The organism is Kitasatospora griseola, assembly GCF_014648555.1.
GTDB classification, from domain to species: Bacteria; Actinomycetota; Actinomycetes; order Streptomycetales; family Streptomycetaceae; genus Kitasatospora; species Kitasatospora griseola.
Genome location: NZ_BMRI01000004.1, coordinates 175213 through 186202, shown reverse-complemented (window position 1 = coordinate 186202; position 10990 = coordinate 175213). Strand labels below are relative to the sequence as shown.

Genomic DNA, 10990 nt, shown 5'->3' with positions numbered 1-10990 from the left:
TGTTCGCGCTGGCCGCGCTGTTGGAGATCGGCGGCTGCTGGCTGGTCTGGCAGTCCGTCCGCGAGTCCCGACCGTGGTGGCTGGCCGGCCTCGGCGTGCTCGCGCTCGGACTGTACGGCTTCACCGCCGCCCGCCAGCCGGACGCCGACTTCGGCCGGGTGCTGGCCGCGTACGGCGGCGTCTTCGTGGCGGGCTCCCTGCTGTGGGGCGTCGTCGTGGACGGCTTCCGCCCCACCCGCTGGGACGTGCTGGGCGCGCTGATCTGCCTGGCCGGCGTCGGTGTGATCATGTACGGCCCGCGACGCTGACCGTCCGTCAGCCCGCCACCCAGCGCCAGCCGTTCTTGTCCTCGCACCGGATGGTCCGCCCCGAGGCGTCCGTGCCCGCCACCCCGTGGTCCGAGGCCCGGCAGAACTGGCCCGCCTTGTAGCAGTTCCCCGCGTTCGACAGCGGGTGGCAGCCCGCCTGCTCCGGCGCGTCGGTGGGGTCGGCCGGCGGCTTGGCGGTGGTGGCCTTCGGCGCCGGCTCCGGCGCCCTGGTGGTCGGAGCCTGCGTGGTCGGCTCGACGGTCGGCGTGGGAGTGGGGCTCGGCGTCGGCGTCGGGCTCGGACTCGGGCTCGGCGGTGGCGTGGGGGAGTCGCTGGGGGACGGCGCGCTGCTGCTGACGGCAGCGGGCGAGCCGGTCGTGGCCGGCGCGGCGTCGGTGGGATCACAGGCGGTGGCGAACAGCGCGGCGGCCAGCAGCGCACCGGCCGCGGAGGCCCGGCGCAGGCGGAGGGAGAAGGACAAGACGGCTCATCTCGCAGGGGCGGCGTGGACGGGACGCCATCCTTCCGAGTGTGTGCGAGCCGTGGAGTTCGAGTGACCGGTTCGTTATCGATCGGTGATCGAGGTGCGTCGCAGCGCGCCCTCGACGCCCGTCCGGGCGCGCCGACCGAGATCCGCGGGCAGCGCCACGATCGGCTCAAGGTCGGTCGGCCCGCCCGGAGTTGACGGCGGGTGAAGGCGCGGACGCGTGGCGGGCCCACCGGCGTCCGCGCCGCCGACCTGCTCCGTGGCCGGCCGGGGGTCCGCTACTGCCGGTAGGTGGCGAGGAAGCGGCCGATGCGGTTGATGGCGGTCTCCAGGTCGTCGGCCCGGGGGAGGGTGACGAAGCGGAAGTGGTCGGGGCGGGGCCAGTTGAAGCCGGTGCCCTGGACGATGTGGATCTTTTCGCGGAGCAGCAGGTCGAGGACGAAGCGCTCGTCGTCGACGATCCGGTGGACGGCGGGGTCGAGCCTGGCGAAGGCGTACAGCGCGCCGCGCGGCTTGACGCAGGAGACGCCGGGGATCTCGTTCAGCGCGCGCCAGGTGACGTCGCGCTGCTCGGTGAGGCGGCCGTTCGGCAGGACGAGGTCGTCGATGGACTGCCGGCCGCCGAGCGCGGCCTGGACGGCGTACTGGGCGGGCACGTTGGGGCACAGGCGCATGCCGGCCAGCATGGTGAGGCCCTCCAGGTAGTCCTTGGCGTGCTGCTTGGGGCCGGAGACCACCAGCCAGCCGCTGCGGAACCCGGCCACCCGGTAGGACTTGGAGAGGCCGTTGAAGGTGAGGGTGAGGACGTCATCGGCGAGGGCGGCCAGGCAGTGGTGCTCGACGCCGTCGTAGAGGATCTTGTCGTAGATCTCGTCGGCGAAGACCATCAGGTTGTGGCGGCGCGCCAGGTCCAGCAGGCCTTCGAGGAGTTCCTTCGGGTAGACCGCGCCGGTCGGGTTGTTCGGGTTGATCACCACGATCGCCTTGGTGCGGTCGGTGATCTTGGCGGCGATGTCGTCCAGGTCGGGGAACCAGTCGGACTCCTCGTCGCACAGGTAGTGCACCGCCTTGCCGCCGGCGAAGGTCACCACCGCCGTCCACAGCGGGTAGTCCGGCATCGGGACGAGCACCTCGTCGCCGTTGTCGACCAGCGCCTGCACGCTCATCTGGATCAGCTCGGAGACGCCGTTGCCGAGGTAGACGTCGTCCACGGTGACGCTCGGAACGCCGCGCTGCTGGTAGTACTGCACCACGGCGCGGCGGGCCGGCAGGATGCCGCGGGAGTCGCTGTAGCCGTGCGCGTTGGTGAGGTTGCGGATGATGTCCTGGACGATCTCCTCGGGGGCCTCGAAGCCGAACGGCGCCGGGTTGCCGGTGTTCAGGCGCAGGACGCTGTGGCCAGCCTCCTCCAAGGCGTTGGCGGTGTCGACGACCGGGCCGCGGATCTCGTAGCAGACGTCCTTCAGCTTGCTGGACTGGCGAAACTCCATCAGCGGCCTCCCGACCCGTCACCGAGCCCCTGCGGCCGGCTTGCTTCGTTCTACCAAGTGAGGACTTGGAAAGTCCAACCTCTTGGCTATGCTGACGGCATGCCACGCCGAAGCTACGACCAGTACTGCGCCGTCGCCCGCGCCCTGGACGCGGTCGGAGAACGCTGGAGTCTCCTGATCGTCCGTGAACTCCTCGGCGGACCGCGCCGCTACACCGACCTGCACGCCGACCTGCCGGGCGTCTCCACCGACGTCCTGGCCACCCGCCTCAAGCAACTGGAGGCCGAGGGGCTGATCGAGCGCCGACGGCTGGAGCGCCCCGCCAACGCCACCGTCTACCAGCTCACCGACCGCGGCGCCGAGCTGCGCCCCGTCATCGAGGCGCTCGCCCACTGGGGCGCCCCGGAACTCGGCGAACCCCGCCCCACCGACGCCTTCCGCGGCCACTGGTACGCCGTCAACTGAGTGGTGAAGACGGCCGTTTGGGTACGCTGAGAGGGTCCGGGCGCAACCGGTCGTCCGGGGGCGAACGGGGGTCCACCATGTTGCGGCTGATCGAAATCGCCGTCTCCGCCGCCCGCGCGGTCGCCCGCCCCTTCCGCAGTCGGCGCCCCGCCCACGACCACGCCGAGGCCCACCGCGCCGAGGTCGGCCGGGACGCCGCGGCGGCCCGCCACCACCGGTCCGCCAACCACAGCTGGACGGGCGGCGGGCCGGCCCAGTAGCGGCGGTACGACAGGTGGGGCGGCCCCGGCCGCTGCCGGGACCGCCCCACCCGTCGGGTGCGACCGGATCAGCCGTGGCGGCCCCGGCGCCGGCCGAGGGCGACGGTCAGACCGCCGAGCAGCAGCAGGGCGCCGCCGGTGGCCGCCGTGGTGAGCACGTCGGCGCCGGTGCTGGCGAGGACGCCCGAGGCCTGCGGGGTCCCGGAGGCCGCCGGGGTCTGCGGGGCGGGCGAGGTCGCCGGGGCGGACGGAGTCGACGGGTCGGGGCTCGGGGTCCCGGGCGTCTGGCTGCCGTCGGTGGGCGTCGGAGTCGGCGTGGGCGACGGGGTGACGGCGTCCTTGACCGTGAGGTCGGTCGCGCAGCCCGTCCCGGTCCCGCAGTCGCCGCGCGGGTCGTCCGGCGCTTCGGCGGAGGTGGACAGCCGGTGGTCGCCCTTGCCGTTGACGGTCACCGAGTAGGTGATCGTCGCGCTGCCGCCGACCGGGAGGTCGCCGGTCCAGAGCAGCCGCCCGCCCTGCACCTCGACGGCGCCGAGGTCGGTCCGGACGTCGCCGTTGTAGTCGGCGTCGTCCAGCACCTCCGACAGGTCGTCGCGGACCCGGGCCTCCTGCACGCCGCCGTCGCCGTGCTGGACGACGGTCACGGTGTAGGTCACCTTGTCGCCCGTGTGCACGACCGAGCCGGACTTCGGGTCGGAGCTCTCCGTGAGGGTGTAGGTCCCGACCGGGGGCGCGTCGTAGGTGTACCGGCCGGTGGCGCTGGTGCCGCCGGGAGTGGTGACCGCGACCGCGACGGGGCCGGGGGCGGCGCCGGCGGGCACGGTGGCGGTGATCCGGCTGTCGCTGTCGACGCTGAAGGCGGTGGCCGGGGTGGCGCCGAAGGAGACCCCGGTCGCCCCGGTGAAGTGGGCGCCGGTGATGGTGACGGCGGTGCCGCCCGCGAGCGGCCCGTGGCCGGGTTCGAGGCCGGCCACCGTGGGAGCCGGGGCCGCGACCTGCGTGTCGAGGGTGGCGCTGCCCACCGGCCGGTCGGCGAAGTCGCGGGCGTCGACGTCGGTGGTGACGGTTCCGCCCGCGGTCGGCAGGACGGTGAGGGTGATCGAGGTGGGGTCGGGCAGGTTGGCGAGGTTCCGGCAGGAGCCGGTCGAGCCGGCCGAGAAGTCGCAGTACCACATCTGGGAGGAGGCGGTGGCGGACGTCACGGTGGCGGCGGCGCCGGACAGCTTGACGTTGACGCCGGTGGACCTGGAGCCGGAGCCGGTGTTCGGGACGTCGATGGTGACGGTGTAGGCGGTGTTCGCCGGCACCGGCCCGGCCGGGCCGGACAGCTGCACGACGGAGTCGGCGTGCGCCGGGCTCGCCAGGGTCAGCAGGCCGAACGTGGTGGTCGCCGTGGCGAGCAGCGCCGCGGTGCGGCGGGCCGGTATCGCGGCGAGGGTGGAACGGGACATGAACGCCCTCCGTGAGGGGGTCGGGCCGCGTCCGGACGGGCGATCCCGGTCCGGCGCGGTGAAGCGGGGCTGCGGGAGACGCAGCCGCCCGCTGAACGGCAGTTGTCGACGGGACCCGCCGCACTCCGTCGCCGACGGCCGGATCGGGCCATCGGCCGGGTGGGCGCGGTGCCGAGGCGATCCTTGCACATCGTTCACAACTGGACTGACTGTTCGTCAAATCCCGGTGGGACGGGCCGACCAGGAGCGCACGGCGGGCCGATCCGGAGCGCGCGGCGGGCCGTCGGAGCCGTGTGCTTGGCTGGCCCCCATGGACGACTCCTCACGCATGTGGATCACCGCCGTACCGCCGTTCGGCCCGGACGAGGTCGGGGTGCTGCTGTCGGTGGACGCCGACTCGGCCGACCCCGGGGAGCGGATCGCCTGTCAGCTGCTGAACCGCGGCCACGAGGGCGAGGAGGGCGTGTTCTACCTGCTGCCCTTCGACCTGTCCGCCCGCTACGCCCGAACCGGCGACCGGCTGGCCGTCACGCTGGTCGCGCCACGGGCGGTGCTCGGCGAGGAACTGGCCGAACAGGCCGAGCTGTTGGACGCGTTCGCCGACGCCCCGACCGAGGGCGAGGACGAGTGGGTGGCGCTGCTGCGGCGCGAACTGGTCACCGACTTCGTGCCGGCCGAGCAGGACGGCGAGAAGCAGCCGGTGCTGCTGATCGACCACGTCGGGCCGGTGGATGCGCCGGCCGGGCTGTTCGACCGCTTCGAGGCGGGGGAATCAGGGATAGCAGTGCTCAACGCCCAGTAGCGGGACGGGATGCGGGGACGGGGGAGAATCGTGCAGGAGACCGATCGGTCGCGCGCGCTGGCCGGGTTCACGGCCGCAGCCGTCGGGACGGGCATCGGGCTGGTCCTGATCCTGCTGTTCTGGGCGGGCTCTGCGCTGTTCGGCGACGGCGGGCTCCCGTCGTCGATCGTGGGCCTGGCGATCCTTCCGGTGGGCGGTCCGATGAGCTCGATCTGGGAGCGCCGGCCGGTGAACCGGCGGCCCGCCCTGCTGGTCGCACTGCTCCTGCTCCTGCTGGTCACCGTGGTCCTGGCCGTCCTCGGCGACACCTACGCCGAGGACGACGGGCCGGGCCTCGGTTGGCCGGCGCTCGGCTGCCTCCCCGGTGTGCTGCCGGCGGGCACGGTCTTCGGCGCGCTGTGCGGCGAAGCGGCCGACGAACCGGGCCGGCACTGGCTGCGGTTCACCGGCCGCAGCCGCCGCCTCCACCTCGCCGTGTACGGCGGCCTGGCGGTCCTGTCCGCACTCGCCGTCACGGCGATGGTCGCGAGCGGCTGACGCGCGGGGGTCGCTCCAGGGCCGGTCCGGGCTCGGTCCAGGTCCGGGACACGCCCGATTCAGGCGCTATGGCAGAATCTCCAACCTTTTGCCCGGTATGGTCGGCGGGCGTCCGCACGTCCCCCCTGGAGCATCCGCCATGCCGCAGCCCCAACCGGTCCTCGCCAATCTGACCGGGGCCGCCGTGTTCCTGGTGCTCACCGTCGAGGAGGGCGGCGAACAGGCCGTTCGTGACCTGCTGCCCGACCTGGGCGGGCTGGCCCGCTCGGTGAGCACCCGCGCCCCGCACGACGGGCTGTCGCTGGTGGTCGGCATCGGCTCGGATGCCTGGGACCGCCTGTTCGCCGGGCCCCGCCCCGCCGGCCTGCACCCGTTCGAGGAACTGGCCGGCCCCCGGCACCTCGCTCCCGCCACCCCCGGCGACCTGCTGCTGCACGTCCGCGCCGAACGCATGGACCTGTGCTTCGAGTTGGCCACCAGGGTCACCGGCCGGCTGGGTGCCGCGGTGAGCGTCGTCGACGAGACGCACGGCTTCCGGTACTTCGACTGCCGCGACCTGATCGGCTTCGTCGACGGCACCGAGAACCCGGTCGGCCGGGACGCCGCCGACGCCGTGCTGATCGGCGACGAGGACCCGGCGTTCGCCGGCGGCTCCTACGTCGTCGTGCAGAAGTACCTGCACGACATGGACGGTTGGAACGCGCTCAGCACCGAACGCCAGGAACTGATCATCGGGCGCACCAAGCTCGACAACATCGAACTGGACGACGCCGTCAAGCCCGTCGACTCGCACGTCGCGCTGAACACCGTCACCGGGCCGGACGGCGAAGGGCTCGACATCCGGCGGCTGAACATGCCGTTCGGCTCGTTCACCGAGGGCGGCGAGTGCGGCACCTACTTCATCGGCTACGCCCGCGACCCGTGGGTGACCGAGGAGATGCTCCGCAACATGTTCCTCGGCCGCGGCCCGGCCGCCCACGACCGGCTGCTGGACTTCTCCACCCCCGTCACCGGGACCCTCTTCCACGTCCCGAGCGCCGACTTCCTGAGCGACCCGCCGCCCGCGCCCGGCACCGCGGCCGCCCGCGCGCAGGCCGACGCCCCGTCGGCACCCCAGCCACCGGCCCCGTCCGCGAACCCGGCGGTCCGGGACGGCAGTCTCCGCATCGGCAGCCTGAAGAGGAGTCCCTCACCGTGAACAACCTGCACCGCGAGCTGGCGCCCGTCTCCGCCGCCGCCTGGGCCGAAATCGAGGAGGAGGCCCGGCGCACCTTCACCCTGCACCTGGCCGGCCGCCGGGTGGTCGACCTGCTCGGCCCCGACGGGCCGGAACTCGCCGCGGTCGGCACCGGCCACCTCGCCGACATCGCCGCCCCCACCAACGGCGTCCAGGCCCGCGCCCGGGAGTGCCAGCCGCTGGTCGAACTGCGCGTCCCGTTCACCGTCACCCGGGCCGCCGTCGACGACGTCGAACGCGGCTCCAAGGACTCCGACTGGGACCCGGTCAAGGACGCCGCCCGCACCATCGCCCTCGCCGAGGACCGCGCCCTCTTCGACGGCTACGCCGCCGCCGGCATCACCGGCATCCGCGACGGCTCCAGCAACCACCCCGTCGCCCTGCCCACCGACGTCCGCGACTACCCCAACGCCGTCAGCCGCGCCCTCACCGCGCTGCGCCTGGCCGGCGTCGGCGGCCCCTACTCCCTGCTGCTCGGCGCCGACACCTACACCGCCGTCAACGAGACCTCCGACCACGGCTACCCCGTCCACAACCACCTCGCCCGCCTCCTCGACGGCGAGATCATCTGGGCCCCCGCCGTCGAGGGCGCCATCCTGCTCTCCGCCCGCGGCGGAGACTTCGAACTCCACCTCGGCGAGGACCTGTCGATCGGCTACCTCTCCCACGACGACACCACCGTCCACCTCTACCTCCAGGAGTCCCTCACCTTCCAGCTCCACACCCCCGAGGCCTCGGTGTCGCTCACCTCATCCTGACCAACTGGGTTGATGGGGACGGGAGTTGACGCCGGGAGGGATGGAATCAGGCCAATGGTGAAGGGAGGCTTCCGGGTCTCCGGCGGGGGGCGCACCATATGAGGCACGCAGGGACGTCCGGTGCTGAGGGGAGCACGCCGTGTCCGATTCTTCCGAGCCGCGATGCCCGTTTCTCGACCCCACCGCGGGGGCGATCCATGCGGAGGCCGCCGGGTTGCGGGGGCAGGGGCCGGCGGTGCTGGTCGAGTTGCCCGGGCAGGTCCGGGCCTGGTCGGTGACCAGGCACGCGGTGATCCAGGCGCTGACCACCGATCCGCGGGTGTCGCGGGACTTTCGGCGGCACTGGCCGGGAATCGGCGAGGTGCCGGACGGGTGGGTGCTGGGGTCGGTGGCGTTCCAGGACAGCCTGGTGAACCGGTACGGGGACGAGCACCGCAGGGCCCGGGGGCGGATCGCGCCGTCGTTCCTGCCGCGGCGGGTGAAGCCGATGCGGCCCCAGGTGCAGGCGACGGCCGACCGGCTGGTGGCGGCGCTCGGAGCGCTCGCGCCGGGTGAACGCGCGGACCTGCGTGGGGCGTTGGCGCGGCCGCTGACGATGACGCTGATCTGCGACCTGTTCGGCGTGCCCGAGGAGATGCGCGAGAGGCTGGGCCACCTGATCGACCGGGCGCTGGACTCCTCGCTGACCGAGGACGCCGCGCTCGCCGTGCAGAACGAACTCTACGAACGCCTCGGCGAGTTGGCGACGTACAAGCGGGCCCACCCGGGTGCCGACCTGACCACCGACCTGCTGCTCTCCGATCGGCCGGGCGAACAGCCACTGGCTGAGCACGAACTGGTCGGCACGCTGTTCACGATGATCGCCGCCGGCTTCGAGACGGCCGTCAACCTGATCGCCAGCGCGGCGCTGCTGGTGCTCACCCACCCCGAGCAGCTGGCCGGGCTGCGGGCGGGCCGGATCGACTGGACGGACGTCATCGAGGAGACGCTGCGGGTCGAGGGCCCCATCATGTACGTCCCGCTGCGGTACGCGCTGGAGGACATCGACCTCGGCGAGGGCGTGGTGATCGCGAAGGGCGACCCGATCATGGTCGGTTTCGCCGCCGCGGGCCGGGACCCGCAGGAGCACCCGGACCGGCCGGACGAGTTCGACCCGACCCGGGCGGACAAGGGCCACCTGGCGTTCGGCCACGGCCCGCACTTCTGCGTCGGCGCTCCGCTGGCCCGACTGGAGGCCGAGGTGGCGCTGAGCACGCTGTTCGAGCGGCTGCCCGAGCTGGCCCTGGCCGAGCCGGGGCGGCGGCCCGCCCGCCTCCCGTCGCTGATCGTCAACGGCCCGGAGAGCGTGGAGGTGGTGCCCCGGCCGCGCACCGGCGGCGACCGAACCCGCGAGTAGGGTTGGGGCCGCAGGGACGACCCCAGGAGGCGGTGTGCGGCAGTACCGGGCGATGGTGGCGGTGGGCGACTCGTTCACCGAGGGGATGTGCGACGACGTCCTGCCCGACGGGCAGTTCCGCGGCTGGGCGGACCGGGTCGCGGGCGCGCTGGCCGCGGAGCAGGACGGGTTCCGGTACGCGAATCTCGCGGTGCGGGGCAAGCTGATCGGCCAGATCCGGGACGAGCAGGTGGACCGGGCGGCGGCGACCGACGCCGACCTGGTGACGCTCGCGGGCGGCCTGAACGACGTGCTGCGGCCGGGCTGCGACGTGGCCGAGGTGGAGCGGCGGCTCGGCGAGTGCGCGGCGGCACTGGTCGCGGACGGCCGCACCGTGGTGCTGTTCACCTCGACCGACCCGACCCGGCGGATGGCCGGCAGCGCGCGGCTGCTGCCGGCGATCCTGCGGATGAAGGCGTTCGTGGAGCGGACGGTGCGGGAGAACCCGGGCCGGGTGGTGCTGGTCGACCTGTTCTCCGCGCCGGCCTTCGACGACCGCCGGCTGTGGGCGGAGGACCGGCTGCACCTGTCGGCGGAGGGCCACCGCCGGGTCGCGCTGGCGGTGCTGGAGGCGCTCGGCCGCCCGTCCGAGGAGGACTGGCGCGCGCCGCTGGCCGAGCCCGACACCCGCACCCGGGGCGAGAAGCTGCGCGCGGACGCCCGCTGGCTGCGCACCCACGTCGGCCCGTGGATCGGGCGGCGGCTGCGCGGCCGCTCCTCCGGCGACGGGCGCCCCGCCAAGCGCCCCGAGCTGCTGCCGTACCAGGCGTGACGGAGCGTCAGGCGAGCCGGACGGTGAGGCCGACGGTGCCGTGCTTGCCGCGGCGCAGCCGGCTGCCGAGCAGGGTGACCCACCAGAGCAGCCCGTACTTGCGGGCGAGCAGCCGCCGATAGTGCTCGGTGGTGGCGGCGTCGGCGACCGCGGCGGTGGCCGGCACCGCCTCGCCGGTCGGGTTGCCGCGCACGTCGCACGGCCCGACCAGGACGTCCGGGCGCCGGCGGATCCGCTTGACCTTCCACGAGTCGGCCACGGTCCACACGCCGAGGCTGTCGCCGTCGCGGACCATCCACACCGGCGTCGGCACGCCGCTGCCGTCCTTGCGGTAGCTGGTGATGAGCAGGTACTTCCCGGCGGCGAGCCGGTCCAGCGGGGTGTCGGCCATGGCCGCGAGTGTACGGCGGCCGACGGTCCGTCAGACAGTGCCGACCGGGTCGGTGTCCGTCCGGGGCCCGGTGGGCGCGGGCGCGGTGCGCCGGCGGCGGGCCCGGGACGGGACGGTGGCCCGCCACAGCCGTCCCGCCGACCACAGGCCCGCGGCCAGCAGCAGCACGTTGCGGGCCACGATCACCGCGGTGGGCCGCCAGCCGCCGGCCACCGCCGCGTCGAAGAACAGTGGGAAGTCGACGGAGGTCAGCGCGACCACCGGGATCAGCAGCAGCGCCACCGGCCGCTGGCAGGTGCCCCGGACGGACAGGCAGACCGCGGCCAGCCCGATCAGCCAGATCAGGTACTGCGGGGAGATCACCCGGCTGGTCAGGGTGAACAGCAGCACCGCGCTGAGCGCCGCGTCGTACGGGGTGGCGGCCGTCCAGCGGCGGGCGCGCAGCCGCCACAGCAGCAGCCAGCCGAACGCGGCGACCGTCAGCAGCAGCGACAGCTGGGACGCCCGGTGGACGTACGGGCCGAGGAACTCCATCGAGCCGTAGTGCTGCTCGACCCGGCCGGGCCAGCCGAACATCCGGGCCAGCTGGAAGGCCGT

12 protein-coding genes and 2 pseudogenes are annotated in these 10990 nt (G+C 73.8%); 9 read left to right on the top strand and 5 right to left on the bottom strand.

All coding sequences use genetic code 11. The features are described 5' to 3' along the window. A partial coding sequence (locus IEZ12_RS06955; protein ID WP_189271259.1) for a YnfA family protein occupies positions 1–308 on the top strand: 308 nt, incomplete at its 5' end. A 7-nt stretch (positions 309–315) separates the two neighbouring features. On the opposite strand, the gene IEZ12_RS06950 is transcribed toward IEZ12_RS06955, so the two are convergent. Together IEZ12_RS06950 and IEZ12_RS06945 are read right to left on the bottom strand one after the other, a co-directional pair. Next, positions 316–789 (bottom strand): hypothetical protein, encoded by a 474-nt coding sequence (locus IEZ12_RS06950; RefSeq protein ID WP_189271258.1) that lies wholly within the window; start codon positions 787–789, stop codon positions 316–318. Between the two features lie 284 nt (positions 790–1073). Next, positions 1074–2285: a pyridoxal phosphate-dependent aminotransferase gene (locus IEZ12_RS06945; RefSeq protein WP_100586887.1), complete on the bottom strand. Its 1212-nt coding sequence runs from the start codon at positions 2283–2285 to the stop codon at positions 1074–1076. A gap of 99 nt (positions 2286–2384) precedes the next feature. On the opposite strand from IEZ12_RS06945, the pseudogene IEZ12_RS06940 reads away from it, so the two are divergent. Both IEZ12_RS06940 and IEZ12_RS06935 read left to right on the top strand, forming a co-directional pair. Beyond that, positions 2385–2744, top strand: a pseudogene (locus tag IEZ12_RS06940) (winged helix-turn-helix transcriptional regulator); the annotation flags it as partial. Positions 2745–2827: 83 nt separating this feature from the next. Beyond that, complete coding sequence (locus IEZ12_RS06935) at positions 2828–3010, top strand: hypothetical protein (RefSeq protein ID WP_189271256.1); 183 nt, start codon at positions 2828–2830, stop codon at positions 3008–3010. A gap of 68 nt (positions 3011–3078) precedes the next feature. Here IEZ12_RS06935 and IEZ12_RS06930 read toward each other — a convergent pair whose 3' ends face one another. After that, complete coding sequence (locus IEZ12_RS06930; protein ID WP_229847303.1) at positions 3079–4461, bottom strand: DUF7927 domain-containing protein; 1383 nt, start codon at positions 4459–4461, stop codon at positions 3079–3081. Between the two features lie 310 nt (positions 4462–4771). Here IEZ12_RS06930 and IEZ12_RS06925 point away from each other — a divergent pair, with 310 nt between their 5' ends. The 6 genes from IEZ12_RS06925 to IEZ12_RS06900 all read left to right on the top strand — a co-directional run bounded on the left by IEZ12_RS06925 (position 4772) and on the right by IEZ12_RS06900 (position 10002). Continuing rightward, positions 4772–5263, top strand: a complete 492-nt coding sequence (locus IEZ12_RS06925; RefSeq protein ID WP_189271255.1) for a hypothetical protein — start codon at positions 4772–4774, stop codon at positions 5261–5263. 30 nt (positions 5264–5293) lie between these two features. After that, complete coding sequence (locus tag IEZ12_RS06920; RefSeq protein ID WP_189271254.1) at positions 5294–5800, top strand: hypothetical protein; 507 nt, start codon at positions 5294–5296, stop codon at positions 5798–5800. Positions 5801–5939: 139 nt separating this feature from the next. Then, the gene (locus IEZ12_RS06915) at positions 5940–6998 is read left to right on the top strand and encodes a Dyp-type peroxidase (protein WP_189271253.1); all 1059 of its coding nucleotides are present in this window, start codon (positions 5940–5942) and stop codon (positions 6996–6998) included. Beyond that, positions 6995–7795 carry a family 1 encapsulin nanocompartment shell protein gene (locus IEZ12_RS06910; protein ID WP_189271252.1) on the top strand — a complete coding sequence of 267 codons (801 nt, stop codon included), beginning with the start codon at positions 6995–6997 and terminating at the stop codon, positions 7793–7795. The genes IEZ12_RS06915 and IEZ12_RS06910 overlap by 4 nt, the downstream gene beginning before the upstream one ends. 139 nt (positions 7796–7934) lie before the next feature. Further along, a complete protein-coding gene (locus IEZ12_RS06905) occupies positions 7935–9191 on the top strand; it encodes a cytochrome P450 family protein (protein WP_189271251.1) in 1257 nt (418 codons plus the stop codon). Between the two features lie 34 nt (positions 9192–9225). Beyond that, positions 9226–10002 carry an SGNH/GDSL hydrolase family protein gene (locus tag IEZ12_RS06900; protein ID WP_229847302.1) on the top strand — a complete coding sequence of 259 codons (777 nt, stop codon included), beginning with the start codon at positions 9226–9228 and terminating at the stop codon, positions 10000–10002. Between the two features lie 7 nt (positions 10003–10009). On the opposite strand, the gene IEZ12_RS06895 is transcribed toward IEZ12_RS06900, so the two are convergent. Beyond that, positions 10010–10393 carry a PPOX class F420-dependent oxidoreductase gene (locus IEZ12_RS06895; protein WP_043913224.1) on the bottom strand — a complete coding sequence of 128 codons (384 nt, stop codon included), beginning with the start codon at positions 10391–10393 and terminating at the stop codon, positions 10010–10012. A gap of 30 nt (positions 10394–10423) precedes the next feature. Next, positions 10424–10990 (bottom strand): annotated as a pseudogene (locus IEZ12_RS37870) (hypothetical protein); the annotation flags it as partial.

What these genes read in the sequence shown, in the direction of transcription:
- IEZ12_RS06945 (WP_100586887.1), bottom strand. Translation starts at nt 2,285, where the DNA reads ATGGAGTTTCGCCAGTCCAGCAAGCTGAAGGACGTCTGCTACGAGATC.
- IEZ12_RS06935 (WP_189271256.1), top strand. Translation starts at nt 2,828, where the DNA reads ATGTTGCGGCTGATCGAAATCGCCGTCTCCGCCGCCCGCGCGGTCGCC.
- IEZ12_RS06930 (WP_229847303.1), bottom strand. Translation starts at nt 4,461, where the DNA reads ATGTCCCGTTCCACCCTCGCCGCGATACCGGCCCGCCGCACCGCGGCG.
- IEZ12_RS06925 (WP_189271255.1), top strand. Translation starts at nt 4,772, where the DNA reads ATGGACGACTCCTCACGCATGTGGATCACCGCCGTACCGCCGTTCGGC.
- IEZ12_RS06915 (WP_189271253.1), top strand. Translation starts at nt 5,940, where the DNA reads ATGCCGCAGCCCCAACCGGTCCTCGCCAATCTGACCGGGGCCGCCGTG.
- IEZ12_RS06895 (WP_043913224.1), bottom strand. Translation starts at nt 10,393, where the DNA reads ATGGCCGACACCCCGCTGGACCGGCTCGCCGCCGGGAAGTACCTGCTC.